At 72.2% G+C, this 26,765-nt stretch carries 24 protein-coding genes; 13 read left to right on the forward strand and 11 right to left on the reverse strand.

Annotated elements, in window-relative coordinates:
- The first annotated feature begins 172 nt into the window (after positions 1–172).
- Entirely contained in the window at positions 173–1,177 is a 1,005-nt protein-coding gene (locus LB823_RS17885; RefSeq protein WP_224649606.1) for a glycerophosphodiester phosphodiesterase family protein, read from the forward strand.
- A gap of 13 nt (positions 1,178–1,190) precedes the next feature.
- Here the strand turns inward: LB823_RS17885 and LB823_RS17890 are convergent, their stop codons facing one another.
- Positions 1,191–2,036 carry an alpha/beta fold hydrolase gene (locus tag LB823_RS17890; protein ID WP_224649689.1) on the reverse strand — a complete coding sequence of 282 codons (846 nt, stop codon included), beginning with the start codon at positions 2,034–2,036 and terminating at the stop codon, positions 1,191–1,193.
- Between the two features lie 59 nt (positions 2,037–2,095).
- Here LB823_RS17890 and LB823_RS17895 point away from each other — a divergent pair, with 59 nt between their 5' ends.
- The gene (locus tag LB823_RS17895) at positions 2,096–2,692 is read left to right on the forward strand and encodes a TetR/AcrR family transcriptional regulator (RefSeq protein WP_224649691.1); all 597 of its coding nucleotides are present in this window, start codon (positions 2,096–2,098) and stop codon (positions 2,690–2,692) included.
- A 117-nt stretch (positions 2,693–2,809) separates the two neighbouring features.
- On the opposite strand, the gene LB823_RS17900 is transcribed toward LB823_RS17895, so the two are convergent.
- Positions 2,810–4,141, reverse strand: coding sequence for a pitrilysin family protein (locus LB823_RS17900; RefSeq protein WP_224649694.1), 1,332 nt, complete (start codon positions 4,139–4,141; stop codon positions 2,810–2,812).
- Positions 4,142–4,144: 3 nt separating this feature from the next.
- Entirely contained in the window at positions 4,145–6,385 is a 2,241-nt protein-coding gene (locus LB823_RS17905; RefSeq protein WP_224649608.1) for a polyribonucleotide nucleotidyltransferase, read from the reverse strand.
- Positions 6,386–6,707: 322 nt separating this feature from the next.
- On the opposite strand from LB823_RS17905, the gene lysX reads away from it, so the two are divergent.
- Both lysX and LB823_RS17915 read left to right on the forward strand, forming a co-directional pair.
- On the forward strand, positions 6,708–10,082 hold the full coding sequence (lysX, locus tag LB823_RS17910) for a bifunctional lysylphosphatidylglycerol synthetase/lysine--tRNA ligase LysX (protein WP_224649610.1): 3,375 nt from the start codon (positions 6,708–6,710) through the stop codon (positions 10,080–10,082).
- Between the two features lie 55 nt (positions 10,083–10,137).
- On the forward strand, positions 10,138–10,509 hold the full coding sequence (locus LB823_RS17915; RefSeq protein WP_224649613.1) for a nitroreductase family deazaflavin-dependent oxidoreductase: 372 nt from the start codon (positions 10,138–10,140) through the stop codon (positions 10,507–10,509).
- A gap of 181 nt (positions 10,510–10,690) precedes the next feature.
- On the opposite strand, the gene LB823_RS17920 is transcribed toward LB823_RS17915, so the two are convergent.
- A complete protein-coding gene (locus LB823_RS17920; RefSeq protein WP_224649616.1) occupies positions 10,691–12,076 on the reverse strand; it encodes a serine hydrolase in 1,386 nt (461 codons plus the stop codon).
- 144 nt (positions 12,077–12,220) lie between these two features.
- Here LB823_RS17920 and LB823_RS17925 point away from each other — a divergent pair, with 144 nt between their 5' ends.
- Positions 12,221–12,970, forward strand: coding sequence for an SDR family NAD(P)-dependent oxidoreductase (locus LB823_RS17925; protein ID WP_224649618.1), 750 nt, complete (start codon positions 12,221–12,223; stop codon positions 12,968–12,970).
- A gap of 170 nt (positions 12,971–13,140) precedes the next feature.
- Here LB823_RS17925 and rpsO read toward each other — a convergent pair whose 3' ends face one another.
- The gene (gene rpsO, locus LB823_RS17930; protein WP_224649620.1) at positions 13,141–13,410 is read right to left on the reverse strand and encodes a 30S ribosomal protein S15; all 270 of its coding nucleotides are present in this window, start codon (positions 13,408–13,410) and stop codon (positions 13,141–13,143) included.
- Between the two features lie 90 nt (positions 13,411–13,500).
- On the reverse strand, positions 13,501–14,463 hold the full coding sequence (locus LB823_RS17935; protein WP_224649622.1) for a bifunctional riboflavin kinase/FAD synthetase: 963 nt from the start codon (positions 14,461–14,463) through the stop codon (positions 13,501–13,503).
- Positions 14,464–14,497: 34 nt separating this feature from the next.
- On the opposite strand from LB823_RS17935, the gene LB823_RS17940 reads away from it, so the two are divergent.
- Positions 14,498–15,196 (forward strand): metal-dependent transcriptional regulator, encoded by a 699-nt coding sequence (locus LB823_RS17940; RefSeq protein WP_082791466.1) that lies wholly within the window; start codon positions 14,498–14,500, stop codon positions 15,194–15,196.
- Here the strand turns inward: LB823_RS17940 and LB823_RS17945 are convergent.
- On the reverse strand, positions 15,186–15,785 hold the full coding sequence (locus LB823_RS17945) for a TetR/AcrR family transcriptional regulator (RefSeq protein WP_224649625.1): 600 nt from the start codon (positions 15,783–15,785) through the stop codon (positions 15,186–15,188). The two genes, LB823_RS17940 and LB823_RS17945, sit on opposite strands and share 11 nt — an antisense overlap.
- 79 nt (positions 15,786–15,864) lie before the next feature.
- On the opposite strand from LB823_RS17945, the gene LB823_RS17950 reads away from it, so the two are divergent.
- The gene (locus LB823_RS17950; RefSeq protein WP_224649627.1) at positions 15,865–16,620 is read left to right on the forward strand and encodes an SDR family oxidoreductase; all 756 of its coding nucleotides are present in this window, start codon (positions 15,865–15,867) and stop codon (positions 16,618–16,620) included.
- Positions 16,620–17,810 carry a Cmx/CmrA family chloramphenicol efflux MFS transporter gene (locus LB823_RS17955; RefSeq protein ID WP_224649696.1) on the forward strand — a complete coding sequence of 397 codons (1,191 nt, stop codon included), beginning with the start codon at positions 16,620–16,622 and terminating at the stop codon, positions 17,808–17,810. Before LB823_RS17950 ends, LB823_RS17955 begins: the two co-directional genes overlap by 1 nt.
- On the opposite strand, the gene LB823_RS17960 is transcribed toward LB823_RS17955, so the two are convergent.
- The 3 genes from LB823_RS17960 to LB823_RS17970 are packed head-to-tail and all read right to left on the reverse strand — an operon-like array spanning position 17,797 to position 20,603.
- Entirely contained in the window at positions 17,797–18,465 is a 669-nt protein-coding gene (locus tag LB823_RS17960) for a DNA alkylation repair protein (protein ID WP_224649629.1), read from the reverse strand. The genes LB823_RS17955 and LB823_RS17960 overlap by 14 nt on opposite strands.
- Positions 18,462–19,487, reverse strand: a complete 1,026-nt coding sequence (locus LB823_RS17965) for an ABC transporter substrate-binding protein (RefSeq protein WP_224649631.1) — start codon at positions 19,485–19,487, stop codon at positions 18,462–18,464. Before LB823_RS17965 ends, LB823_RS17960 begins: the two co-directional genes overlap by 4 nt.
- A 42-nt stretch (positions 19,488–19,529) precedes the next feature.
- Positions 19,530–20,603: a citrate synthase gene (locus LB823_RS17970; RefSeq protein WP_224649633.1), complete on the reverse strand. Its 1,074-nt coding sequence runs from the start codon at positions 20,601–20,603 to the stop codon at positions 19,530–19,532.
- A 54-nt stretch (positions 20,604–20,657) separates the two neighbouring features.
- On the opposite strand from LB823_RS17970, the gene LB823_RS17975 reads away from it, so the two are divergent.
- The 5 genes from LB823_RS17975 (at position 20,658) to LB823_RS17995 (ending at position 25,854) form a co-directional block, all read left to right on the forward strand.
- Positions 20,658–21,773: a citrate/2-methylcitrate synthase gene (locus LB823_RS17975; RefSeq protein ID WP_224649645.1), complete on the forward strand. Its 1,116-nt coding sequence runs from the start codon at positions 20,658–20,660 to the stop codon at positions 21,771–21,773.
- A gap of 9 nt (positions 21,774–21,782) precedes the next feature.
- Positions 21,783–22,898, forward strand: coding sequence for a GNAT family N-acetyltransferase (locus tag LB823_RS17980; RefSeq protein WP_224649648.1), 1,116 nt, complete (start codon positions 21,783–21,785; stop codon positions 22,896–22,898).
- A 72-nt stretch (positions 22,899–22,970) separates the two neighbouring features.
- Positions 22,971–24,089, forward strand: a complete 1,119-nt coding sequence (locus LB823_RS17985) for a GNAT family N-acetyltransferase (protein WP_224649698.1) — start codon at positions 22,971–22,973, stop codon at positions 24,087–24,089.
- A 104-nt stretch (positions 24,090–24,193) separates the two neighbouring features.
- Complete coding sequence (locus LB823_RS17990; protein ID WP_224649650.1) at positions 24,194–25,321, forward strand: GNAT family N-acetyltransferase; 1,128 nt, start codon at positions 24,194–24,196, stop codon at positions 25,319–25,321.
- 128 nt (positions 25,322–25,449) lie between these two features.
- Positions 25,450–25,854 carry a hypothetical protein gene (locus LB823_RS17995; RefSeq protein ID WP_224649653.1) on the forward strand — a complete coding sequence of 135 codons (405 nt, stop codon included), beginning with the start codon at positions 25,450–25,452 and terminating at the stop codon, positions 25,852–25,854.
- Between the two features lie 4 nt (positions 25,855–25,858).
- On the opposite strand, the gene truB is transcribed toward LB823_RS17995, so the two are convergent.
- Positions 25,859–26,764, reverse strand: a complete 906-nt coding sequence (truB, locus tag LB823_RS18000) for a tRNA pseudouridine(55) synthase TruB (protein WP_224649655.1) — start codon at positions 26,762–26,764, stop codon at positions 25,859–25,861.
- Position 26,765: the final 1 nt, after the last annotated feature.

Here is a 26,765-nt window from a genome sequence, read left to right on the forward strand (position 1 = left end):
GGTCCGTCCCCCGCGCTCCGGGGGCACCCGCCCCCGCCGGGCACACGGCGCCCGGCGCTCCTGCCGCACCGACCGCTCCTGCTTCACCGTCGCTCGCCTGACCGCGCCTCCGCGCGGCGGCGCGCACGCGCCCGTTCACCCGCGATTCATCGTGTGCGATTACGTTGCCGCCATGACCACCCGTTCCCGCATCCTGTCCCGCGCCGCCGCGCTCGCGGCGGCCGTCACCGTCGCCCTCGGCGGCGGGGCGGTCGCCGCCCCCGTGTGGGCGGCCCCGTCGGGCTCCTTCGACCTGCAGTCGCACCGCGGCGGGCGGGGCGAGCACACCGAGGAGTCGCTGTACGGCTTCGCGCGCTCGCTCGAACTCGGGGTGACCACGCTCGAGCTCGACGTCGTGCTCACCAAGGACGACGTGCCGCTGATCTGGCACGACCCGACGGTGCAGGCCGACAAGTGCACCGACACCGCGCCCGCGACGCCCGGGGACAAGCAGTTCCCGTACGTCGGCAAGACCATCCACGACCTCACCTACGCCCAGGTGCAGACGCTGGTGTGCGCCAAGAAGCTGGCGAAGTTCCCGACCGCGAAGGTGGTCGAGGGCAACCGCATCGCGACGCTGCCGCAGCTCTTCGACCTGACGGCGCAGTACCAGGGCAACCGCGTGCGGTTCAACATCGAGACCAAGATCGAGGCCGAGGAACGATCGAAGTCCGCGGAGCCCGCCGCCTTCGTCGCGCAGATCCTCGGTGCCGCGCGCCGGGCGGGCGTGCTCGACCGGATCGCGGTCCAGAGCTTCGACTGGCGTTCCCTGCCGCTGGTGCGGGCGCAGGCCCCGTCCGTGCCGCTCGTCGCGCTCTACGACGCGACGACCTGGAAGAAGGGCTCGGCGTGGCTCGGCCCCGTCGACTACGAGCGGTCCGGCGGCGACGTGGTCCGGGCCGTGAAGGCGGCGGGCTTCGACGTCCTCTCCCCCGACTTCGAGCTGTCCGACGCGAAGACCGTGGCCGCCGCCCACGCCGCCGGCCTGACGGTCATCCCGTGGACCGTCAACGAGGAGAAGGACATGCGCGCGCAGGTCGCGCTCGGTGTCGACGGCATCATCACCGACTACCCCACGCGCCTGCGCGGCGTGCTCGCTGCGGCCGGCAAGCCGCTCCCCCGGGCGTACGCGAAGTAGACGCGGCCGAGGGTCACGCCTGCGGCGACGTGGTCGGCGCGCCGAGGAAGACGGCGAGTTCGGCGGCGACGGCGTCCGGGCGGTCCATCATCGCGAGTACGTAGGAGTCCGGCAGCTCGACGAGCCGACCGCGCGGGAGCAGGTCGGCCAGCCGGCGGCCGTGCTCGCGCGGCATGACGATGCCGTCGGCGATCCAGAGGACGAGGGCGTCCCCGGTGAATCCGTGCAGCGCCTCGGTCTGCCGCGTCAGGACGGCGCGATCGAACGGCGCGCGGGCGTGTTTGAGCAGGTCGCGGCGGATCAGCGGGTCCTCGATCGCGGGCCGGGTCCAGGCCCGCATGGTCGCGTCCGGGATGTCGTGCGCCATGCGCCCGAACAGGATCGGCAGGCGCCGCACGGCGCCGATCCGCATGGCGCGCAACCCGAGAGTGAGGCCGGGGAGTCGGGCGGCGACGGTGGCCGCCTTGCCGGGGAGGCCGGGCGGGAAGTTGTCGAAGGTGGTGCTCGGCAGGATCACGAGGCGCCCGATCCGCTCGTCGCGGTCGAGCGCCGTCAGGAGCAATCCGCCGCCCCAATCGCTGTGCACGAGGGTGACCCCGCGCAGGTCGAGCGCCTCGAGGAAGTCCGCGATGAGGTGTGCGATCCCCTCGTTCGACAGGTCCGCGTCGGTATTCAGCGGGATCGGATGGGCGCCGAGCGGCAGGTCGGGCAGCAGGTAGCGGTGTCCCTCGGGAAGGAGCGGCAGCACGGCGTCCCACACCGTGTGGTCCATGAGCAGGCCGTGCAGCAGGACGACCGGCGGGCCGTCGCCGAACTCCTCGTAGTGGACCCGGCCCGCGGGGACGGAGACCTCCGGCATTCCCATCACCTCCATTGGAGCGAACGCTCTAGAGTGGATACTCTAGAATCTAGAGCGTGATGGTCGACCGGTCAATGCCCACCCGCGAGCGCCTCGTCGTCGCGATGGGCGAACTCCTGCGCCGCCAGGGCTACGGCGCGACCACCGTCAAGCAGCTGACCGAGGCCGCCGGCGCCACGATGGGCTCCCTCTACCATCACTTCCCGGGCGGAAAGCCCGAGGTCGCCGCGGCTGCGCTGCGCTCCTCCGGCGCGGCGTACATGGCCCTCCTACCCGCCCTGCTCGACGGTGCGCCCGACCTCGAGGACGCGATCCCGGGCGCGTTCGCGCTGGCCGCCGAGCACATCGCGGAGGCGGGCTGGATCACGATGTGCCCCGTGGGCACCGTCGCGGGCGAGGTCGCCGACTCCGAGCCCGAGGTCGCCGCCGCGGCGGCGGAGGTCTTCGCCGACTGGATCAGTGGCGGTACCGCGTACTTCGTGGCGCGCGGGCTCGACGACGTGGCGGCGCGCGAGTTGACGCTGGCGGTGCTGAGCTCGCTGGAGGGCGGGTTCATCCTCGCCCGGTCGCTGCGCAGTGCAGCTCCCCTGCTGGCGGCGGGTTCCGCACTGCGCGAGCACGTTCGGCGCATCGTCGTCGCCCCCGGAGCAGGCTAGCCGGCCCGAATCGGGTGCGGATGCCGCCGCGCACCCCGTGCGCCCGAGCGCACCCGGCGTAACGGGTGCGCTCGCGCATGTCGGGTGCGGACGGGTTCCCGCCCCCGTGCGCCCGGGTCAGCCCAGCCAGTTCCGGACCGGCGCGGGCACGCCCCGTCGGCCGCGGTGCGGACCGAGGACCGCGCCGCCGAAGGGCTGCGAGAGCAGATCCCGCGCGACGCGGTTCACGTCCGCTGCCGAGACCTTGTCGATCGTCGCGAGCGTGCGGGTGATGGTGCGCTGGTTCTGGTAGTTGATCTCGCTGCGGCCGATGCGGTGCATGCGGGACTGCGCGTCCTCCAGGCCCAGCACCAGCCCGCCGCGGAGCGAGCCCTTGGCGCGAGCCAGTTCCTCGTCGGTGAGGCCGTCGTCGCGGACGTCCTCGAGGACCTTCCGCGCGACCGTCGTCACCTCACCCAGACGGTCCGGGGAGCACCCGGCGTACACCGAGAACAGCCCCGTGTCGGCGTAGGTGTCGACGGCCGAATAGACCGTGTACGCGAGGCCGCGCTGCTCCCGGATCTCCTGGAACAGGCGCGAACTCAGACCCCCGCCGATCGCGGTGTTGAGCACGGACAGCGCCCATCGGTCCGGGTGGAACCGGCCGTACGCGCGGGTGCCCGCGACGAGGTGCGACTGCTCCCCGTCCCGGTTCACGACCTCGAGCGTCGGTGCACCCGGTCGGCGCCGGGCGCCTGTGCGGATCGGCGCGGAATCGGCGGCACCGTCGAGCCGGCCCGCGAAGGCCTTGCGCGCCAGCTTGACCACCTGCGCGTGCGTGACATTGCCGGCGACGGCCAGGACCATCTTCTCCGGCGTATAGCGACGGCGATGGAAGCCCCGCAAGCGAGCGGCGGTCATCGCGGACACCGATTCCTCGGTCCCCAGCACGGGCCGCGCCAGCGGGTGATCGCCCAACAGGGCCGCGGTGGCGGCCTCGTTGACCAGGTCCTCCGGATCGTCGTCGCGCATGGCGAGTTCCTCGAGCACGACCTCGCGCTCCACGTCCACGTCGGCGGGGCGGCACAGGCCGCCGAGGACCACGTCGGTCACCACGTCGACCGCGAGCTCGAGGTCGACGTCGAGCACGTGCGCGTAGTAGCAGGTGTGCTCCTTGCTGGTGAAGGCGTTGATCTCGCCGCCGACGGCGTCCACCTCGGCGGCGAGGGACGCCGCGTCGCGATGCGGCGTCGCCTTGAACAGCAGGTGCTCCAGGAAGTGCGCGGACCCGGCCGAAGTCGGGTGCTCGTCGCGCGATCCGACCGCGACCCACAGGCCCACGGCGGCGGACCGGGAACCGGGCACCGTCTCCGTGACCACCCGCAGGCCGCCGGGCAGGACGCTACGACGAACGGGGGCACCCGATCCGGATACCCCCGTCCGCGCAGCCCGTGATGTCAGGCTGCTCAGTTCCTACTCCTCGCCCGCAGGAGCGGCCTCGGCGGCCTTCTCCTCCACGACGGGGATCAGGCTGATCTTGCCGCGCTCGTCGATGTCGGCGATCTCGACCTGCAGCTTGCTGCCGACGTTGACCACGTCCTCGACCTTGTTCACGCGCTTGCCGCTGCCCAGCTTGCTGATGTGCACCAGGCCGTCGCGGCCGGGGACCAGCGAGACGAAGGCGCCGAACGCCGTGGTCTTGACCACGGTGCCCAGGAAGCGCTCGCCCACCTTCGGCAGCTGCGGGTTGGCGATGGCGTTGATCCGGTCGATCGCCGCCTGGGCCGACGGGCCGTCGGCCGCACCGACGAACACGGTGCCGTCGTCCTCGATCGAGATGTTGGCGCCGGTCTCCTCGGTGATGGAGTTGATCGTCTTGCCCTTGGGTCCGATGACCTCGCCGATCTTGTCGATCGGCACCTTGATCGTGGTGATCCGCGGGGCGTACACGCTCATCTCGTCGGGCGCGTCGATCGCCTCGGCCATGACCTCGAGGATCGTGGTGCGGGCGTCCTTCGCCTGGGCCAGCGCGCCGGCCAGGACCTGCGACGGGATGCCGTCCAGCTTGGTGTCCAGCTGCAGGGCGGTGACGAAGTCGGACGTACCGGCGACCTTGAAGTCCATGTCGCCGAAGGCGTCCTCGGCACCGAGGATGTCGGTCAGGGCCACGTAGCGGGCCTGACCGTCGACCTCGTCGGACACCAGGCCCATGGCGATGCCCGCGACGGGCGCCTTGAGCGGCACGCCGGCGTTGAGCAGCGACATCGTCGAGGCGCAGACCGAGCCCATCGACGTGGAACCGTTGGAGCTGAGGGCCTCCGAGACCTGACGGATGGCGTAGGGGAACTCCTCCACCGAGGGCAGCACCGGCACGAGGGCACGCTCGGCGAGCGCGCCGTGGCCGATTTCGCGGCGCTTCGGCGAGCCGACACGGCCGGTCTCACCGGTCGAGTACGGCGGGAAGTTGTAGTGGTGCATGTAGCGCTTCGACTTCTCGGGTCCGAGCGAGTCGATCTGCTGCGCCATCTTCACCATGTCCAGCGTGGTGACGCCCAGGATCTGGGTCTCGCCGCGCTCGAACAGGGCGCTGCCGTGGGCGCGCGGGATCACGGCGATCTCGGCGCTCAGCGAACGGATGTCGGTGATGCCACGACCGTCGATGCGGAAGTGGTCGGTGAGGATGCGCTGGCGCACCAGCTTCTTGGTCAGCGAGCGGAACGCCGCGCCGATCTCACCCTCCCGGCCCTCGAACTGCGGGCCGACGGCCTCAAGCACCTCGGCCTTGACGACGTCGGTGGCGTTGTCACGCTCCTGCTTGCCGGCGATCGACAGCGCGTCGTTGAGCTTCGCGGCGCCCGCGGCCTCGACGGCGGCGAAGACGTCGTCCTGGTACGGCGGGAACAGCGGGAACTCGCCGGTGGGCTTCGACGCCCCGGCGGCCAGCTGCTTCTGCGCCTCGCAGAGCACGGCGATGAAGGGCTTGGCGGCCTCGAGGCCCTCGGCCACGACGGTCTCGGTGGGCGCGGTGGCGCCGCCCGCGATGAGGTCGATGACGTTCTCGGTGGCCTCGGCCTCGACCATCATGATCGCGACGTCGGCATCCTTACCGGAGCCCGAGACGATGCGGCCCGCGACGACCATGTCGAAGACGGCGCCCTCGAGCTGCTCGACGGTCGGGAAGGCGACCCACTGGCCGTCGATGAGCGCGACGCGCACGCCGCCGACGGGGCCGGAGAAGGGCAGGCCCGCGATCTGGGTCGACGCCGAAGCGGCGTTGATCGCGACCACGTCGTACAGATCCTTGGGATCGAGCGACATGACGGTCACGACGACCTGGATCTCGTTGCGGAGGCCGGCGACGAAGGACGGGCGCAGCGGCCGGTCGATCAGGCGGCAGGCCAGGATCGCGTCGGTCGACGGGCGACCCTCGCGACGGAAGAACGAGCCGGGGATGCGACCCGCGGCGTACATGCGCTCCTCGACGTCGATCGTCAGCGGGAAGAAGTCGAAGTGCTCCTTCGGCTGCTTGCTGTGCGACGTGGCCGAGAGCAGCATCGTCTCGTCGTCGAGGTACGCGGCCACGGAGCCCGCGGCCTGCTGGGCGAACCGGCCGGTCTCGAACCGGATGGTGCGCGTGCCGAAGGAACCGTTGTCGATGACGGCGACCGCTTCGGTGATGTCGTCGTCGTACTCGACCTGAGTGTTGTCTGTCATGAAGAGTGAAGAAACCTTTCTTCGCGCGGACCGTCCCCACCTGGCGGCGCGCATGCTGCGCGCGGCCGGAGTCGTTCGACATGGCGGCGGGGCGCCGAGGGCGCGGTCATCGATCGAAGCCGCCGGACCCGCTCGTCGAGACGACGAGGTTTCCGGCAACCACTACCGAGGACCACCCCGCGGGGAGTGACACCGTGACGGCGCACCGCAGAAGTCGGGGACCGGTTCTACCGGCACCGACGTCGGACGGACCTGCACCAAGGCTATCATCGGGAGTCTTTTCCACGTGAGTCGCACACGCCGTGCACACCCCCCGAGGAGGATGTCCGTGTCGCAGAGCAGCCGGGAACGCGTGCAGGAGGCGACGGCGACGTGGCTGGCGCACATGATCACGGCCGCGGGAATCGTCTCCCTGCTCAGCGTGGTCATCCGCAGCGACCGGATCCTGCCCCTGGTGGCGGACCTCCTCGGCATCGTCGGCATCCCCTCGCACCCGAGCCTGCTGCTCGTCGCGGCGCTCACCGTGCTCCTGGGCGCGCTCCGCCGGCGCCTGCGCGCCGCGCACACGGTCGCCGTCATCATGATGTCGCTGCAGGTGCTGGTGAACATCGCGACGCTGGTGATCGTCGCGACCGACCAGCTCGACCCCGACGAGACGCGGCACCTCCCGCCCTTCATCGAGGCGTACGTGTCCGTGCGCTTCTCCCTGCCGGGCGCCGCGCTCACCGCGGCCATCAGCGCCGTCTGCCTCGCGCTGGTCATCGCCGCCCGCCCGCAGTACCCCGCGAAGCTCGCACGGGGTTCGCGCCGCGCCGCGTTCGGCGTCCTGGTCGGCGGCTTCGTCGGCGTCTACCTCGTGGTCGTCGCGCTCGCGTTCACTTTCCCGGGCCGAGGGTCGAATCGCCTCAACGGCACCGTCGAGATCCTCGTGTGGTCGCTCCGGTCCACGTTCGGCGTGGCGGTTCCGCGACGGATCGACGTCGCGCTCAACGGGCACTCCGGTCCGATGTGGCTCTACTCGCTGGCCGGCGTCCTGTCCGCGTCGGTGCTGATCCTCGCCCTCATGGCCTTCTGGCGGGCCGGGCGCGGCGACGAGCTGATGACCGAGCCCGAGGAACTCGAGGTGCGGCGGCTCCTGCTCGAGTACGGCGAGGACGACTCCCTGGGCTACTTCGCCACCCGGCGCGACAAGGCGGTGATCGCCTCCCCCGACCGGCGGGCCGTGGTGACCTGCCGCGCCGTCGGGCCCGTGTCGATGGCGAGCGCCGATCCGATCGGCCACCGCGACTCGTGGCCCGCCGCGGTCGCGGCGTGGATCGAGGACTGCCGCTCGCACAGCCTCTACCCCGCCGTGCTGGCGGCGAGCGCCGACGGCGCCACCGTCTACGAGGACGCCGGGCTGCGCACCCTGACCATCGGCGACGAGGCGATCATCCACGTCGACGCCTTCACCCTTAAGGGCCGGGACATGCGCGCGGTCCGCCAGGCCGTGACCCGCGTCGCCGGCGCGGGCTACACCCTCAAGGTCCGTCGGCACGGCGACCTGTCCGCCGCGGAGCTGGCCGAGGTGGCCGCGCTCGCCGAGCAGTGGCGCGGCGAGGAGACCGAGCGCGGATTCTCGATGGCCCTCAACCGGATCGGCGACCCCGTCGACGGCCGCTGCGTGCTCGTCTCCGCCCACAGCGCCGACGGGGTGGTGCGGGGCCTGCTCAGCTTCGTGCCGTGGGGCACGCGCGGCCTCTCCCTGGACCTGATGCGGCGCGACCGCGACGCCGAGAACGGCCTCAACGAGTTCATGGTCGCCAAGCTCATCGAGCACTGCGGCGAGATCGGGATCCGGCGGATCTCCCTGAACTTCGCGGTCTTCCGGTCCGTCTTCTCCGAGGCGGACCGCGTCGGAGCGGGGCCCGTCACCCGGATGGTCGACTCCGTGCTGAGCTTCGCGTCGAAGTTCTACCAGCTCGAATCCCTGTACCGCTCCAACGACAAGTACCGCCCGGACTGGGTGCCGCGGATCCTCTGCTACGACCCCTCGCTCAGCGCGGTTCGCGCCGGTATCGCCGTCGGCACCGCCGAGGGCTTCCTGCCGCAGATCGGCCCGAAGTTCCTGGCGGGACCGTCGATCCCGGACGAGTTCCCGCGCGACACCGAGTTCGTCGACCGGCTGCTCGCCGAGGAGGAGCGCCTCCTTCGTCGGGAGGCTCCGCCCGTCCGGCTCTCCGAGCAGCAGCGGGTGCGCCGGCGCAAGCTCCGCGCCCTGGAGGACGCCGGGATGCCCGGCTATCCCCCGTCGGTGCCCCGCACCACCTCGCTCGCGGCGGTCCGGGAGCAGGCGTCCGGCCTCGCGCCCGACGGTGCCGCCGGCACCGTCGTCTCGGTGACCGGGCGGGTGCGGGCGGTACGCGACTACGGCGGCGTCACCTTCGTCGACCTGCACGAGGACGGCGCCCACCTGCAGGTGATCGCCGAGCGCACCCGAACCCCGGACGACGCTCGGGCGCTGTGGCGCACGGCGATCGACATGGGCGACCTGGTGTCGGTGACCGGCGAGGTGATCCGCTCCCGCACCGGCGAGCCGTCCGTCCTGCTGGCGTCGTGGGCGATGGCCGGCAAGTGCCTCTCCCCCGTCCCCAAGACGCGCGCACGGCTCGGCGACGAGACCCGGGCGCGGAACCGCCCGCTGGAGCTCATCACCGACGACGGCGCCGTCGACCTGCTGTACCGGCGCTCGCGCGCGGTCGCCGCGATGCGCGCCGTGTTCATGGGCCGCGATTTCACCGAGGTCGAGACGCCGATGCTGCAGTCGGTGCACGGCGGCGCCGCGGCCCGCCCCTTCACCACGCACATCAACGCCTACGACATGGGGCTCTACCTGCGGATCGCGCCGGAGCTCTACCTCAAGCGCCTGGCCGTGGGCGGCATGGGCCGGATCTTCGAGCTGAACCGGAACTTCCGCAACGAGGGCGCCGACGCCACGCACAACCCGGAGTTCACCGCGCTCGAGGCCTACGAGGCGTATGGCGACTACACGACGATGCGGACGCTCACGCGCGAGGTGATCCTGGCCGCTGCCGTGGCGGTCAACGGGCGACCGGTCGCCGTGCGGCCCGACGGTGCCGGGGGCACGCGCGAGGTGGACCTCACGGCGGAATGGCCCGTCATCACGGTGCATTCCGCGGTCTCGACGGCCGCGGGCGTCGACCTGACGTCGGCGTCGACGCTCGAGGAGGTGTCCGCGGTGTGCGCGCGGCACCACGTGGCGGTGCCGCGCGGCGCGACCGCAGGCAAACTCGTGATGGAGCTGTACGAGGCGCTGGTCGAGAAGCAGACTGAGTTCCCGACATTCTACTGCGACTTCCCGGTCGAGGTCTCTCCGCTGGCGCGCAGGCACCGCGACGATCCGCGGCTCACGGAGCAGTGGGATCTGGTGGGCTTCGGCGCCGAGCTCGGCACCGCGTACACGGAGCTCACGGACCCGATCGATCAGCGCGAGCGGCTCACCAAACAGTCGATGGCCGCGGCCGCCGGCGATCCCGAGGCGATGGAGCTCGACGAGTCCTTCCTCGACGCCCTCTCCTACGCGATGCCGCCCACCGGCGGCCTGGGCATCGGCGTGGACCGCATCGTCATGCTGCTGGCGGGCGTGAACATCCGTGCGACACTGGCCTTCCCGTTCGTCAAACCGCAGGACCGCTGAGCGCTCAGACGGATTGGCCCTTGTCGCGGGCTGCTAGTGCGAGTTCGATGGACCCATGCAGCTGCCGCAGTCCCTCGCCAGGTTCAATCGCCGCGTCACGAACCCCGTCCAGCGCCTGTGGGCGGGCTGGGCACCGAGCTTCGCCATCATCGAGCACACCGGCCGCACGTCGGGGACGCCGTACCGGACGCCGGTCACCGCGTTCGCGACCGACGACGGGGTGGCGATCCTGCTGACCTACGGGCCCGATCGCGACTGGCTCAAGAACCTGCGCGCCGCCGGCGGGGGCCGAGTGATGCGCGGCGGCAAGACCCGCGCCGTCACCGCTCCGCGCGTGGTCTCGCGGGACGACGCGGCGAAGCTTGTGCGGAGCCGGACCTTCTCCCGCCTGCCCTTCGACGAGGCCGTCCTCCTGACCTACGCGTAGCGCGCCGCCCGCTCCCGCTACCGGTCTTCGCTCTTCATGCCGTTGCAACGTAATGAAGAGGAGGAACCGTTAGCGGAAGAGGGACTTGGTTGATCCGAGGATCGCACTGGACGTCAGCCGCGGGTTGCCGTGGCGCCGGCTGGCAGGCGTGAACGTCCGCGCATCGACGTCTTCCCGTCCGTCACACCGCACGCGAGCTGCGCCTCGGGGCCCACCGGACAGCGACCAGCAGGACCGCGAGGACTGCGGATTCGATCGCGACCACGGCGAGGAGGACTCCGACATCCGGCGCCCAGCGGGTGAGGACCGGCCGGGGATAGCCCAGTGCCGCGGGCCCGAACCACGCTGCAGCGCCGGCGAGCCCACAGATGCCGGCCCCGGCCGCTGTCATCATGCGAAAACGGCCCGCTGGAGCCGATCGCCGCCGCACGAGGCGCACCGCCGTCCATCCGACCGCAAGACCCCCGAGCCCGGCTCCAGCAGCGGCGCCGACGAGGACGAGGGACGGCCACGGCGCCGCGTGTGGCGGATCGCCCGCATCGCCGACGACGCCCTGCATGGCGTACCGCGCTACGTCCGCGAGTCGCTCCGCGTCGAGCTCCCCGTACCGGTTCGCGAGGAGGACCAGAGTGCGGCCCGATTCCGGGTACGCGGCGATGTGGGTGAAGTAGCCCGGTACGGCGCCGGAGTGCCACCACACCGTGCGGCCGGCGATCGTCTCGCGATAGAGGCCCGGTCCGTACTCGGCAGCGTGGCCGGTGGGCACCGTCGGGAAGCTCTGCCAGTTCGCGTCGCGTGCCAGCCACTGCGCGAACCGGGACAGGGCCTCGAGCGAGCCAGCGAGGTAGCCGTAGCCGAGGCCGGCGCCGTCGAAGACGGGATCGGTACGCCGCGGTCGAGTCAGGAAGGGGACGTGGCCGGGAGGGACCTCGGCGACGAAGGACTCCGCGCCTGACACGATGCGGGCACCCGAGGGCACACCGACCTCGCTTCCCACCGTGGCACCGTACGGCGATGCCGTCACTGCCTCGATGACAGCCTGGAGCAGGAGGTAGTTGAGGCTCGAGTATCGGAACGAGCCCCTCGGCCCGCGCGCGGGCGGCTCCGTGGCGCGCACCGCCTCCATCGCCGGCTCGGGGCGGGCGAGATCAGTAAGGGCGACGTCGTGCGGGAGTCCGCTGGTGTGCCGGATCAGGTCGCTGACGGTCACGTCGCCGCCGACCCAAGGCGCTGCAGCGGCGACCGCCGCAGCGACGGGGGCGTCCAGGTCGAGGAGGCCACGTCCGGCTAGGGCGAGCGCGGAGCGAGCGGCCAGGGACTTCGATACGGAGCCCCACACGAACGGCGTCGCGGCGGAGATGGACCGCCCGGCTCCGTCTGTTCCCCCGATCTGCTCGTCCTCGACGCCGCCCGGGCCGACGAGCCGCACCGCATAGCCTGGAACGCCGGCCTCCTTCAGGAGGTCCGCGACGCTCGCGACGTCGCCGGTGCCCGCGCCCGCCGGTCCCCCTGCGATTCCCCAGATCAGTGCGACGATCAGGCCGGTCACGGCCGCACGAGTTCGCATTCGTCCCCCTTTCGCCGGGTCGGGGTGGACACTATCGACGCTCTGCCCGGGGCCGCCTCACCCGTAGGGGTGAGATCGCGGGTCGCGCCGGCGGCCGTCGAGCTCGCCGCTGCGGGCTCGCCGAAATCGTGAGACATTCGAACGATGACGAGGCGTGCAGTGGTGACGGGCGGCGGAACGGGGATCGGGCGGGCGATCGCGCACCGTCTGGCCTCCGACGGGAACGACGTGGTGATCGTGGGCAGGCGCGCGGACGTGCTCGCGGAGACCGCGGCCACGATCAACGCCGCGCTCGGTGCGCAGCGGGTGTCCGCCGAGGTCGCGGACGTGTCCGATCCGTCCGCCGTCGACGCTCTCGCCGACCGGATCGGCGCCGGCGGCACCGTCGACGTGCTGGTGAACAACGTGGGTGGCAACCCGGCCCGCGACGGCGCGCCGGGCGGCCTCGCAGGGACGGCGGAGGCGTACGCCACGACGTTCCGGCTCAACGTGATCACGGCCGTCCTCGCGACCGAGGCGCTGCGGCCGCACCTCGCCCGCCCCGGCGGCCGGATCGTCTCGATCAGCTCGATCGCGGGGCTCCGCGGCCCCGGCGCGTACGGCGCGGCGAAGGGCGCGCTGCACGCCTGGTCGGCGGGGCTCGCCCTGCAATTGGCGTCCGAGGGCGTCACCGTCAACGTGGTCGCGCCCGGGTTCGTGCCGGCGACGGAGTTCTGGGCCGACCGACTCACGACCGAGCTCCACGACAGCCGCGTCGCGCAGATCCCGGCGGGCCGCCCCGGCACCCCCGAGGAGGTCGCCGCGGCGGTGGCCTACCTCGCCGCGCCCGACGCGGGCTGGACCACCGGCCAGATCCTGCAGGTCAACGGCGGCACCCTGCTGGGCCGCGGCTGACGCGCGCCTCGTGCTCGCTCACGATGTCGAGTTCTGCACGGACACAGGTGCGTGAGAACACGCGTACCCGCCGGAACCTCCACATCGTGAGGCGCCCGGGATCGGCGGACCCGGAAACGCCGAACGGCCCGCCCCCGGGGATCCGGGAACGGGCCGTTCGATGAAGGCTCTTAGCGACGCAGGCCGAGGCGCTCGATGAGCGCGCGGTAGCGGTTGATGTCGACCGAGGCGACGTACTTCAGCAGACGGCGACGACGGCCGACCAGCAGCAGCAGGCCGCGGCGGCTGTGGTGATCGTGCTTGTGCTGCTTGAGGTGCTCGGTCAGGTCGGTGATGCGCTTGGTCAGCATCGCGACCTGCGCCTCGGGGGAACCGGTGTCGGTCTCGTGGAGGCCGTACTCGGCCAGGATCGACTTCTTCTGCTCGGTGGTGAGCGACATGGAGGAACTCCTTGTTTCAGTATCGCGTCGTCATGGATCCGTGCCGCCACCGCGAACCGCAGCAGGCACGATCGACCACGTTACCAGGAGTCAGGGGATTCCCAGAATCGCGCGGGTCTTATCGACGTCCCCGCCCATCGCGATGAGCAGCGCATCGATGGAGTCGAACCGCTCCATGCCGCGCACCCTGTCCACGAAGTCGACGGCGACGTGCTGGCCGTAGAGATCGGCGGACGTGTCCAGTACGAAGGCCTCGACGGTGCGCGTACGCCCCGAGAAGGTCGGGTTGCTGCCCACTGACACCGCGGCCGGATAGCGCTCGCCGGGCGTCACCTGCCCCACCACGGGGCCCGCGCCGAGCACGGTGAACCACGCGGCGTACACGCCGTCGGCGGGGATCGCGGCGAACATGGGCGGGGCGACGTTCGCCGTCGGGAAGCCCAGCTCGCGGCCGCGGCCGTCGCCGCGCACGACGACACCCTCCACCCGGTGCGGGCGCCCCAGCGCCTCGGCGGCGGCCTTGACGTCGCCCGCGTCCACGCAGGAGCGGATGTACGTCGAGGAGTAGGTCACCGAGTGCTCGGTCAGCAGCGGCACCGCGTCCACGGAGAAGCCGAACTTGTGCCCCAGGCGGGCCAGCATCTCGACGTTGCCGAGGGCCCGGTAGCCGAAGGTGAAGTTGTCCCCCACCACGACCGCGGCGGCGTGCAGCCGCTCGACCAACACGGAGTGCACGAAGTCCTCGGCCGGTTGCGCCATGACGGTGGCGGTGAAGGGCATCACGCAGAAGACGTCGATGCCGAGCTCCTCGGCGAGCTCGGCCCGCCTGGTCAGCGTCGTCAGTTGCGGCGGATGCGATCCGGGCCGCACCACCTCCGCGGGATGCGGATCGAACGTCATGAGGACCGCGGGGAGGCCACGTTCGTGGGCCTCCGCGGTCGCTCGTGCGATCAGTTGGGCGTGTCCACGGTGAACACCGTCGAACACGCCGATCGTTACGACACACCGTCCCCAGTCCGCGGGAACGTCATCGAGCCCTCGCCAGCGAAGCACGCACTCACCCTATCGGACGGCCTATGGTGGGTGCGTGCCCAAGCCTCCCCTGCCCGATTCGCCGCGCCCCGTCGGCGAGCTGTCCGCGGTCACGCAGGACTACCTCAAGCAGATCTGGACCGCCCAGGAGTGGTCCGATGTGAAGGTCACGACGAAGTCGCTCGCCGATGCGCTCGGCGTCTCCGCATCCACCGCCTCCGAGGCCATTCGCAAGCTCGCCGACCAGGGCCTGGTCGACCACGAGAAGTACGGGGCGGTCACCCTCACCGACGACGGGCGCGCCGCGGCCACGGCGATGGTGCGCCGGCACCGGCTCCTCGAGACCTTCCTGGTCTCGGAGCTGGGCTACGGCTGGGACGAGGTGCACGACGAGGCCGAGGTCCTCGAACACGCCGTCTCCGAGCGCTTCCTCGCACGCCTCGACGAGCGGCTCGGCTACCCCGACCGCGACCCGCACGGCGACCCGATCCCCCAGCCCGACGGCACCGTCCCCACCCCCGACGCCTGCCTGCTGTCCGAGCTCGCGGCGGGCCAGTCCGGCACCGTCGCCCGGATCTCCGACTCCGACCCCGAGATGCTGCGCTACTTCCAGGAGGTCGGGATCGCGCCCGACGCGCGGATCGAGGTCGTGGAGCTGCGCAAGTTCCTCGGGACCGTCGCCGTCACCGTCGACGACGGTGCGCCGCTGGACCTGGGCGACGTGGCGGCGCAGGCCATCTGGGTCAGGAGCTGACGGGCCAGGCGCCCGCGGCGATCGCGGCCACCGCCTCCAGCTCCTCCAGCGGCACCCCCTCGCGCGCCGCCGCGGCGAGCCCGTTCAGGGTCGCGAAGACGAACCGCGCGAGCGCGAGCGCGTCGACGGTGGCGGGCAGCGCACCGCTGTCGACGTCGCGGGCGATGCGCTCGGCCAGCCGCGCGACGTTGGCGGACCGCATCGCGATCATGTAGCCCGTGACCTCGGCGTCCGCCGTCCCGGCGTCGCCGCTGACGACGAGGCAGCCGCGGGGCAGGCCGGCGCGCGTGTACCTCCGGGGCCCCTCGGCGAGGAGGCGGAGAACCACCGCCTGTGCGGTGGACTCCTCCGCGAACGCGAGGTCGATGAAACCCCCGTAGGTGCGGTCGTATTCGGCGACCGCCTCCTCGAAGAGGCGCCGCTTGTCGCCGAAAGCGCGGTAGAGGCTCGGCGCCTCGACACCGAGCCGCTCCGTCAGATCGCGGATCGAGGTGGCTTCGAAGCCCTTCTCCCAGAACAGCAGAGCGGCGGCGCCGAGCGCGGCGCCCCGGTCGAAGGAGCGCGGCCTGCCTCGGGTCGTCGTCGCCATGACCCCATTCTATAGCGATCGCTACGCATTGCTGCTAGATTCCTTTTCGTAGCATTCACTACGAAAAGGAGCGGAACACGTGAGCGACGATCTGGCAGGCAGGTACGCCCTGGTCACGGGAGCGAGTCGCGGGATCGGGCGCGCGATCGCGGACGACCTCGCGGACCGCGGAGCGACGGTGGCGGTCCACTACGGCGCCGACCGCGAGGCGGCGGAGGGCGTCGTGCATGCGATCGAGGAGCGCGGCGGCCGGGCGTTCCCGATCCGCGTCGACCTCGCCGACGAGGAAGCGCCGGCGCAGCTGTGGGAGCAGTACGACCGGGAGGCCCCGCGCGCCGACATCGTGATCAACAACGCCGGAATCCTGGGCGGGCGAATCCCGTTCGCCGACGTCGAGCCGGACGTCTTCGACCGGGTCATGGCGATCAACACCCGCGCGCCGTTCTTCGTCCTCCAGCACGCGCTCCCGCGGCTGACGGACGGCGGCCGGGTGGTGAACATCTCCACGCGCTTCACCCACGGCTCGTACAACCCCGCGCTGCTCCCCTACGCGATGTCCAAGGCGGCGGTGGACGCGCTGACCCACGCCCTGGCCAAGGAGCTGGCACCCCGGGCCATCACCGTGAACGCGGTCGGACCGGGCGGGACGGCGACCGACATGAACGCTGCCCGGCTCGCGACGCCGGAGGGGCGCGCGGCCATGGCGGCGGACTCGCCGCTCGGACGAGTCGGACAGCCTGCCGACGTGGCGGGGATCGTCGGCTTCCTGGTCTCCGACGCGGCCGGTTGGGTCACCGGGCAGTGGATCGACGCGAGCGGCGGGTCGCTGCTGTGATGCCACCGGCCGTCGTCGTCCTCGGATTCGGCATCTTCGCGCAGGGGACATCGGAGCTGATGCTCGCCGGGATCCTGCCCGACGTCGCCGCGGACCTGCAGATCTCGATCCCCCGGGCGGGCCTGCTCATCTCGGTCTTCGCGCTGGGCATGATGATCGGCGCCCCGATCCTCGCCCTCGCCACGCTGCGCTGGCCGAAACGGCGGGCGCTGCTGGTGTTCACCGGGATCTTCGCCGCCACCCATCTGGTCGCCGCGACCACCGACTCCTTCGCGGTCCTCCTCGCGACCCGGTTCGCCGGTGCCTTCGTCTACGCCGGCTTCTGGGCCGTCGCCGCGACGACGGCGATCGCCCTCGTACCCGCGGACCGTCGGGGGCGCGCGATGAGCGTCGTCGCCGGCGGGCTCACGCTCGCGACGGTGATCGGCCTGCCCGCCGGGACCGTGCTCGGCCAACACCTCGGCTGGCGCGCGACCTTCCTCGCGGTCGCGATCGCGACCGTCGTGGCGGGGGTGGCGATCGCGACCACGGTCCCGGCGGGGATCACGGCGAGCGGACCGGCGCGCCCCCGGGAGGAGGTGCGCGCGCTGCGGACCGGCCGGCTGTGGACGTCGTACGCCATCACCGCGTTCTCCATCGCCGCGCTGCTGATCAGCTTCGGCTACCTCGGCGCGATGCTCGTGGAGAGCTCGCACGCCGCCCCGGGCACGGTGCCGGTCGTGCTCGCGCTCTACGGCGTGGGCGCCGTGGCCGGGATCGCCGCCGGCGGGCGGCTGGCGGACCGTCGACCCGGCTCGGTCCTGGTGGGCGGCACGGCGGCGCTGGCGGTGTCCTCCGTGGCGCTCGCGGTGGCCCTGCCCCATCCGGCCGCCGCCGCGGTCGCGGCGGCGCTCCTCGGGGCGGCGGGATTCGTGACGAACCCGGCCCTGAACTCGCGGGTCTTCGCCCTCGCCCCGGGTGCGCCGACGCTCGCCCCGGCGTTCACCGTGGCGGCCTTCAACGTCGGGATCGCGGTGGGGCCGTGGCTGGGCGGAACCCTGCTCGACCTGGGGGCGTCGTACCGCGCTCTACCCCTCGCGGGCGCGGTCCTCGCCGTCGTCGCCGCCGCGCTCGCGGCGCTGGACGGCGCCGCCGCACGGCGGCCCCGGCCGCCCTCGGAGCGAGCGGCCGTGTGTCTCACAGGTTCTTGAGCGCCTCGCGGCGGGAGAGGCCGCTGAGCTCGGCCTCGTGAGCGGCCACGTAGGCGCGGACCCAGTCCGGGTCGGTCTTGGCGTGCTCGCGCAGCGCCCAGCCGATCGCCTTGCGCAGGAAGAACTCCGACTCGGGCAGGGCGGGTTCGATCACATCGGTGAGCAGCGCGGTGTCGAGTCTGTCCTTCCGGCCGAGCTGGGAGATGACGGCGAGCCGCCGCAGCCACAGGTCGTCGCCGCGGCTCCACGCGCGGACCACCGCCGCCGTGTCCTCGGGGTGTGCGTCGTGCAGGGCGGCGATGTGCCGGGCGGTCTCGTCGACGTGGTCCCACCAGGCCCCGGTGACGGCTATGTGCTCGTGCAGCTGGAGCAGCGCGGGGTCGCCCGTGCCGAGGCGGTAACGCAGGAGATTCTGCGCGGCGTAGCGCTCCTCGCGGTACTCCGCGTCGTCCCACAGCGCGAGGACGACGGCGCGCAACTCGTCGAGGTCGGCGGGCGGGTGCCGACGTCGCACGGCGGCGGTGATCGTGCGCACCTGTGGCGAGGGCACGCCGAGGAAGGGCATCGCGGACTTCATGTACGCCTGCATCTTCGGCGCCCGCGCGGGGTCCGCGGCGGCGCGCAGCTCCGTCCGGATCCCGTCGACCAGCTTCACCTCGTCATCACGCGCGCGATGCTACTCGCGAGGGTGTCGACGACGGTGGGAATACTGAGCACCGTGCCCCACGTCCACGCACCCGACACCACGGGGTCGTCGATGAACACGGAGCGGCCGGAGCGGACCGCGGGCACCGTGCCGTAGATCGGCAGTCCCTCGATCTCGTTCCGGATCGCGGGGGTGCTGCCGATGTTCCACACCAGCACGTCCTGGTTCAGCTCGGCCATGCGCTCATCGGGCAGGTTCGTGCCGTCGTTGCCGCCGGATCCGCTGCCCGCGACGTCCGGGACGGTGAAACCGAGCTCCGTGAGCAGCCGTGACCGCGGGTCACCGGGGGAACGCACGAAGGTGGATCCCGGCTGAAAGCGCTCGACGACCACGGCCGTCCGCCCGGCGAACTCGGGATGCGCGCCGCGCACCTGCGCGACCTTCGCGTTCACGGCGTCGACGGCACGGTCGGCGCCGTCGCGCCGACCGAGAGCGTCGCCCGCGAGGCGCGTCGCGACGTCCCACGGAGCGGTGAACTCCTTGTACCCCACAGGCGGGCCGACGGTCGGCGCGATGCGCGAGAGCCGTTCGTACTGTTCGGCGTTCATCTCCGTGTACAGGCCGAGGATGAGGTCGGGGCGGAGCGCGGCGATCTCCTCGTACCTGTAGTCCGGGGTGCCGGTGAACTTCCCCTTGTTCAGCACGGCGGGGCGCTGCGCGCCGAGCGCCTCCTGCGCCCACGGCCACGTCGCGAACTCGTAGTCCCCGTACCAGTCCGTGACGCCGGCGAGGGACCCGCCGAGCGCGAGGACGGGGTCCTGGTCGCTGAAGCCGACGGTGACGATCCGGCGCGGATCGTCCGGCACGACGGTGCTCCCCCGCAGGTGTTCGACGGTCCGCTTCCCGGGCGCGGCCGGGTCCGGCTCCCCCGCGCCGCAGGCCACGGCCAGGGTCGCCGCCCCGAGGAGTCCCGCGCCGCGGAGCAGATCGCGGCGGGTGGCGGGGCGGGCGAGCGGCGCGGCGACGGGCATGCGATTCTCCTAAGGTTTGGCTAACCTAGTGAACCACAGGCGTCAGCGCACGCCCCCGCTGTTCGTGCCCCGCCAGCGCAGCGGCGCCTCCTCGTACTCCTCGGCGATGTGCGCCGCCATCCCGACGGTCCGGCCGTACTGGAACAGCACCTCGGTGGCGCGCGCGGGGAGCCCGAGCGTGTGCGCGACCGCCGCTCCCGCGAGGTCGATGTTGACGGACCGGCCGGTCCGGGCGGCGAGGTCCGCGACCGCCCGCAGCGCCGGTGCGTCGGGGCGGTCCGCCCTCATCAGGCCCAGCACGACGGTGGCCCGCGGGTCCTCGCCGGTGTAGACGATGTGGCCGAAGCCCGCGAGGTGCCCGCCCCACGCCGCGTCCGCGATCGCCGCGTCGATGTCGCCGCCGTCCAGCACCCGCCCGAGCATCGCGTGGGCGGCTGCCGGCGCGCCGCCGTGCAGCACGCCCGCCATCGCCCCGTACCCGGCCAGCAGCGCGTCGTAGAAGCCCGCGCGCGCCGACGCCGCGACCCGCGCGGCCGTCGTCGACGCGGCCAGGCCGTTGTCGATCAGGCACGTGGCGAGCGCGTCGACCCAGTGGTGATCGAGGCGGGCCTCCGGTACCAGCCCCGCGAGCACCGGCAGCAGGCCGAGCGTGCGCTCGGCGACGTGGGACCGGTCCGCCCGCACTGGATCCCGCGCCGCGAGCAGCGCGACGGCCAGCGGGATCCTGCGCTCGAGCGCTACCGTCCGCGCGACGTCCAGGTCGACGGCCGGCGGGGCGGCGACCTGGTCCGCCTCCAACGCGAAGCGCGCGGCCGCCGCGAAATCCATCGTCGCGCAGACCTCCGCGATGGGACGGCCGCGCAGATACAGCGCGTCGCCGCGGAGCGCCGAGACCCGCGTGGTCACGGCCCGGAACCGGAGCAGGCGGTCGGCCTCCCGCCGGCCGTCGTGCTTGACCGCGGCGAGGGAGTCGACCTCGGTGCGGTCGAACAGCGACTCCGCTTGCCCCGGCATGCGCCGCGAGTGCAGCACGCCGCGACTGACGTAGGAGTACAGGGTGCCGCGTTTGACCCCGAGCCGCTCCGCGGCCTCCGAGGTCGTGATCCACCGGTCCACGAGTTGATTGAATCAACATTGCGGGTATTGATCAACATCGCCCACACTCGGGGCATGACCACACCGCTCATCGCCCCGGCCGGGCTCAAGAACGTCATCGTGACCGACACCGAGATCGGCGACGTCCGCGGCGAGGAGGGCTACTTCCACTACCGCGGCCACGACGCCACGCGCCTCGCGGCGGAGGTCACCTTCGAGGACGCCTGGCACCTCGTGCTGTTCGGCCGCCTGCCCGGGCCGTCCGACGGTGCCGCCTTCGCCCGTCGCGCCGGCGCCCTGCGGGTCCTGCCGGGCGGCGTGCTCGACCTGCTGCGGGCCACCGTCGGGCCGAATACCGAGCCGATGCACGCACTGCGCCTGGCGCTCGCCGGCCTCGGCCTCGGCGACCGGCCGCTCATGGACGTGCCGGAGGCCGAACGGGCCGAGGCCGCGCTGCGGTACGCCGCGGCGACTCCGGCCATCCTGGCCGCGGCGCACCGTCTGGCCCGGGGCGAGGTGCCCCTCGATGCCGACCCGGACGCCGACCACGCCGCCGACTACCTGCGGATGGCGACCGGGACCACGGACGCGGCCGCCGCGGCCGCGCTGCAGACCTACCTGGTCGCGACGATCGACCACGGCTTCAACGCCTCGACCTTCGCCGGCCGGGTGATCGCCTCCACGGGCTCCGACATGTCCTCGTGCCTGCTGGGTGCGCTCGGGGCCTTCCTCGGGCCGCTGCACGGCGGAGCACCGAGCCGAGCGCTGGCGGCGCTCGACGAGATCGGCGATCCCGCGAACACCCGCGCCTGGGTGCGCGGGAAGATCGCCCGCGACGAGAAGATCATGGGCTTCGGGCACGCCGTCTACCGCACGCACGACCCGCGGTCGGAGCTGCTCAAGGAGGTGGTGACCCGGTTCGACTCCCCGCTGGTGCGCCGGGCGCGCGCGGTCGAGGCCGAGATCGAGACGGGGATCAACGAACTCAAGCCGGGCAGGCGGCTGTACGCGAACGTCGAGTTCTACGCGGGCGTGCTGATGACCGAGGTGGGCCTGCCGCCGTCCATGTTCACGCCGACGTTCGGCGTCGCCCGCGTGGTCGGTTGGACCGCGAACATCCTCGAGCAGGTCCGCCAGGGCAAGATCATCCGGCCCTCCGCGCAGTACGTCGGGCCGGAGAATTTGCAGTAACACCGTCTGGTGGGCATCGATCCCGCATCCGGTCGCTACCGGATCGGCGACCACGTCCTCGAGCTCCGCGCTCCGCGGCTCGGGGACGCGGACTCCTGGCGCACCACCAACCTCCTGTACGAGAAGCGCCTGCGCCCCGCGTTCGGCACCGCGACGACGGACTGGAGCACGGAGCACTCCGCCGCCGCCTGGGCGGACCGGTGGTGGCGGGCGCGCACCGACCCGTTCGTCGTACACGCCCGGGTGCTCGTCGCCGAGGACGGTCCCGTAGCCCATGTGGTGGGACAGGTCGACCACGTGGGGCCGGACCGGCGCACCGGTCACGTCGAGAGCTCCATCTGGCTCGCCGGCGTCCCGCATTCCACCCCGGTGTCCCGGTGGGCGCTCGCGACGACAGTGCTCGACGTCCTCCGGACGCACCCGGAGGTGCCGCGGGTCGTCGCCCCGGTGTACGTGCACAACCGCCCCGCGATCGCCCTCCTCGGATCGGTCGGCTTCCACCACGTGCAGACCCTGTTCCAGCTCCGCGAGTACGCCGGGGAGCCCGTCGACCACGACGTCTTCGCCGTCGAGAACTCCGCGGCGAGCCGGGTGGAGCTGGAACGGATCCTGGACGCGCTCGCCGCGCAACCCCTGCCCGCACGGCGGGCCGAGAAGCCGTCCGTGTCCGCGGCGTTCGGCGCGGCCCACCTCGCCGTTCGCCGCCTACGTGCGCGCACGACACCCTCGCGGCCCGCGGACCCGCTCCTGCCGGCCGTCACCCACACCGCCGACCGGCACACCGTCGCGTTCGATGCCGGTCGCGATGCGAGGTATCGGGTGCACATGGACGGCGCCCCCATGGGCGACCTGGAGGTGACCGTCGACCTGGGGACCTCGACCACCGAGATCGTCGACCGGCTCGCCCCGAGCGCGGTTCCCGAGGCCGGCGGCGTCGTCGCCGCCGCGTGTCGCGCGGCCGCGGCACGCCAGAGGACGCGGCGCCCCACGATCGCGCTGGCCGATCGGCATGCCACCGCCTCCCAGGAGCTCGTCGCCCTCGGCTTCCTCTCCGAAGGGCCCGCGCTCCCGTCCCGCGGCGACGAGCGCACCCCACGAGAGTCGTGGACCCGGCTCCGGGAGTGAGTCGTCGATCACTCGATGCAGCCGCCGCAGCGCATCACAACACTGTTTGCAGTAGCATCGCCGGGCGTGACGATGCCCTCGCACGCCGGCCGCTACAGGATCGGCGACCACACCATCGAACTCCGCGCTCCACGCCTGTCCGACGCCCGATCCTGGCGGAGCACGGTGCTCGAGCACGAGGAGCGACTCCGCCCCGCGTTCGCCACCCCGGACACGGACTGGGCGACGGAGCACTCCACCGCCGCGTGGGCGGAGCAGTGGTGGAGCTCCCGAAACGCCGAGACCACCGTGCTCTCACGCGTGCTCACCGTCGACGATGGCGCGGGCCAGCGGGTCGTCGGCCAACAGGCGATGCTCGGACCCGACCCGCGCGCCGGACACGTCGAATCCCTCACGTGGGTCGTCGGCCTGCCCGAGTCGAAGGCGGTCACGCTCTGGATGTCGGCTGTGAACGTCCTGGACACGTTCGCGCAGTCCCCCCATGTCTCGGCGGTCCTGGCCGTGCAGCCCGTGGAGAATCGTGGCTCGCTCGCGCTGGCCAAGGCGCTCGGCTTCACCTATCTCCAGACCGCGCGCTCACTGCGCATCTACGAAGGCGAACCCGTCGATCACACCATCTACGTCATGCACAACACCGCCGAATCCCGGCGTGACCTGCAGCGGATCATCGACTCGGTCGACCCACAACCCTTGCCGGCGAGCCGCGCGCCGCTGCCACCCGCCCACGCGGCGGTCGACCTGGCCCGGATCGGCGTCCGACGCCTGCGTGCCGGTCGCGCGGCGGGACGGGCCGTCCCCACCCGCGCGTTCCCGTCGCTCGCGCGCACCGACGACGGACTCGACATCGCTTTCGGGGCTCCGCGCGACGGACGCCATCCCGTGACCGTCGACGGTGCGCCGCTCGGTGCACTCGAGATCGACGTCGACGGCGGGAGCTCGACGACCACGATCATCGACCGGCTGCGCGCCGACGCGCCGTCCGCCCTCGCGGCCGCGGTCATCGTCGCCGCCTGCCGCGCCGCGACGGAACGCCAGCACACCCGGCGCCTCACCGTGGCGCTGGCCGATCGGCACTCCCCCGCTCGCGACGCGCTCGCCGCGATCGGCTTCGCCTCCGAGGGAAAGACCCTACCGACGCTCGGGGACGAGGGCACGCCGCGCGAATCGTGGACCCGCCTCCGGGCGGAGTGACCTTGACCGCTCGGGCGGCGGGCCGGACCACGAGGACGGAGTTCACGCACTTCCCCTACTTCTTCGCGCGTCACTGCAGAGAGTATTTGCAGTAGCATTGTCGGGTGAGAACTCAGTCGGCCTCCGGCCGCTTCCGCATCGGCGAACACGTCGTCGAGCTCCGTGCGCCCCGGCTCTCGGATGCCGACTCGTGGCGCCGCACCTGCTTGGAGCACGAGGAGCGGCTACGCCCCGCTTTCGGCCAGGCGAATGCCGATTGGCGCAAGGAACACTCGTCGACCGCGTGGGCCGACAAGTGGTGGTCCGCCCGTACCGACCCGTTCGTCGTCCACTCCCGGGTCCTGATCGCCGGGGACGGAGCCGGCGCACGCGTGGTGGGGCAGGTCGAGCACGTCGGACCGGACCCACGGACGGGCCACCTCGAGTCCTCGATCTGGATCGCAGGAATGCCGCGCAGTTCCCCTTCCATCGCGCAATGGGCACTCGCGATATGCGTGTTGGACATCTTCCTCGCGCTCCCGGATGTCCCGCGCATCATCGCACCGGCGTGCGTGCAGAACCGCGCCGCGGCCACCCTCGCAGAATCGGTCGGTTTCCAGCACGTCCAGACTCTGCGCCGGCTGCGCGAGTACGCCGGAGAGCCCGCCGATCACGCGATCTACGCGATCGAGAACACCTCCGAGGCCCGCGCTCGACTGGCCGCGACACTCGACGCGATCGGGGCGGTGCCCCTGCCTCGACGGAGGGCGGCCGCACCATCACCGGCGGCGACGTTCGGAGCCGCCCGCCTCGGCGCACGCAAGGTGCGTGTTCGCATGCGCCCGTCGAGGCCGGAGGAGGCACTCCACGCCCTCCCGCGAGTCACGGGCACCGGCGATGCAACCACCGTCGAATTCGAGCCAGGGCGTGACGGGCTGTACGAGGCACACGTCGACGGCCGTCCAGCCGGCGCGGCCCAGATCTCCGTCGACCTGGGGACCTCGACGACCGAGATCATCGACCGCACGGCACACGAGGTGCCCGACGGAACGGCCGACGCCGTGATCATCGCCGCATGCCGGGCCGCTGCGGAGCGCCAGGACACCCGGCGGTTGACGATAGCCGCGGCCGACCCCAGCCCACATCTCACGGACGCGCTCGCAACCATCGGCTTCCGCCGCGAAGGCACCACCTGGCCCACCCGCGGCGACGAATCCACGCCGCGGGTGACATGGACCCGCCTGCGCGAGTAATCGATCCGGCGTTGCCGTAGGACGATGCGCACGGCCCGGGCCTGCCACTCACCGGGGCTAGTTCGCCTAGAAAATCACCCCAAATGAGTGATTAGTCACATTTTTGCGGTACCATCGCGGTCATGACCATGACGCCGACCGCCGGTCGATTCCGCATCGGCGAGCACGAGAACAGCACTTGCGCAGTGACGTTCGAGGCGGTGAGCGACGGGCTGTATCAGGCGTTCACGGATGGCCGGCGAGTCGGCGACGTACAGGTGTCCGTCGACCTGAGGACCTCCACGACGGAGATCATCGACAGGATCCCACCCGACGCGGCGACGGACGCGGCGGTCATCGTGATCATCGCCGCCTGCCGCGCGGTCGCGGAGCACCAAGCAACCCGACGGCTGACGATCGCTGTGGCCGACCGGCACGTGTCAGCTGCGCCCGCGCTCGAAACTCTCGGATTCGCCTCGGAGGGCCCTACGTGGCCCACGCTCGGCGACGAGTCCACGCCCCGCGCATCGTGGACTCGATTCCTGGACGGCTGACCGCTCAGGCGGCGGGGCGGACCACGAAGACCGAACTCGCGCGCTTCCCCGACTCCTGGAGCAGCGCGAAGACGCGGCCATCGGCGGTCGCCGCGGCGTAGACGCCGGGCAGGCCGACCGGCTCGAGCCATCGACCCAGCGCGAGGTCGACGGACTGCTCCTCGGTGATCTCGCGGATGGCGAAGCCCGCGGCGATCGCCTCGTCGATGCCGTAGGACAACCGCGGGGTCTCGAAGAGGTCGTCGAGGGTGATCGCGTGATCGAGCCCGTACGGCCCGACCCTGGTGCGACGCAACGCGGTCAGGTGCCCACCCACGCCGAGGCTCGCGCCCAGGTCGCGGGCGAGCGCCCGGACGTACGTGCCGGAGGAGCATTCGACCGTCACGTCGACGTCGAGGAAGCCGCCCTCGCGCCGGAAGGCGTGCGCCGCGAACTCGTCGACGGTGACCGGGCGGGCCTTGAGCTGCACGTCCGCCCCCTCGCGCACCAGCTGGTGGGCCCGCTTGCCGTCGACCTTGATGGCGCTCACCGAGCTCGGGACCTGCTCGATGTCACCCGTCAGCGGCGCCATCGCGGCGCGCACGGCGTCCTCGTCGAGGCCCGCGGCGGGGGCGCCGCCGGTGACCTCGCCCTCGGCGTCGTCGGTGGACGTCGACGCGCCGAGCCGGACGGTGGCCGTGTACGCCTTGCTCGTGAGAGCGAGGTGGCCCAGCAGCTTCGTCGCCCGCTCGATGCCGATCACCAGCACGCCCGTCGCCATCGGGTCGAGGGTGCCGGCGTGACCGACCTTGCGCGTGCCCATCGCGCGCCGGCACCGCGCGACGACGTCGTGGCTGGTGAGGCCCGCAGGCTTGTCGACGATGACGAGTCCGGCGCCGTCGGGCTCGAGAAAGGTCCTGGCGGTGGTCATC

Source organism: Tsukamurella sp. M9C (assembly GCF_020169415.1).
Classification (GTDB): Bacteria; Actinomycetota; Actinomycetes; order Mycobacteriales; family Mycobacteriaceae; genus Tsukamurella.

Bases quoted from the DNA above. Each gene is read 5' to 3' on its own strand.
- LB823_RS17885 (WP_224649606.1), top strand. From the start codon at position 173: ATGACCACCCGTTCCCGCATCCTGTCCCGCGCCGCCGCGCTCGCGGCG.
- LB823_RS17890 (WP_224649689.1), bottom strand. From the start codon at position 2,036: ATGCCGGAGGTCTCCGTCCCCGCGGGCCGGGTCCACTACGAGGAGTTC.
- LB823_RS17895 (WP_224649691.1), top strand. From the start codon at position 2,096: ATGGTCGACCGGTCAATGCCCACCCGCGAGCGCCTCGTCGTCGCGATG.
- LB823_RS17905 (WP_224649608.1), bottom strand. From the start codon at position 6,385: ATGACAGACAACACTCAGGTCGAGTACGACGACGACATCACCGAAGCG.
- lysX (WP_224649610.1), top strand. From the start codon at position 6,708: ATGTCCGTGTCGCAGAGCAGCCGGGAACGCGTGCAGGAGGCGACGGCG.
- LB823_RS17915 (WP_224649613.1), top strand. From the start codon at position 10,138: ATGCAGCTGCCGCAGTCCCTCGCCAGGTTCAATCGCCGCGTCACGAAC.
- LB823_RS17920 (WP_224649616.1), bottom strand. From the start codon at position 12,076: ATGCGAACTCGTGCGGCCGTGACCGGCCTGATCGTCGCACTGATCTGG.
- LB823_RS17925 (WP_224649618.1), top strand. From the start codon at position 12,221: ATGACGAGGCGTGCAGTGGTGACGGGCGGCGGAACGGGGATCGGGCGG.
- rpsO (WP_224649620.1), bottom strand. From the start codon at position 13,410: ATGTCGCTCACCACCGAGCAGAAGAAGTCGATCCTGGCCGAGTACGGC.
- LB823_RS17945 (WP_224649625.1), bottom strand. From the start codon at position 15,785: ATGGCGACGACGACCCGAGGCAGGCCGCGCTCCTTCGACCGGGGCGCC.
- LB823_RS17955 (WP_224649696.1), top strand. From the start codon at position 16,620: ATGCCACCGGCCGTCGTCGTCCTCGGATTCGGCATCTTCGCGCAGGGG.
- LB823_RS17965 (WP_224649631.1), bottom strand. From the start codon at position 19,487: ATGCCCGTCGCCGCGCCGCTCGCCCGCCCCGCCACCCGCCGCGATCTG.
- LB823_RS17975 (WP_224649645.1), top strand. From the start codon at position 20,658: ATGACCACACCGCTCATCGCCCCGGCCGGGCTCAAGAACGTCATCGTG.
- LB823_RS17985 (WP_224649698.1), top strand. From the start codon at position 22,971: ATGCCCTCGCACGCCGGCCGCTACAGGATCGGCGACCACACCATCGAA.
- LB823_RS17995 (WP_224649653.1), top strand. From the start codon at position 25,450: ATGACGCCGACCGCCGGTCGATTCCGCATCGGCGAGCACGAGAACAGC.
- truB (WP_224649655.1), bottom strand. From the start codon at position 26,764: ATGACCACCGCCAGGACCTTTCTCGAGCCCGACGGCGCCGGACTCGTC.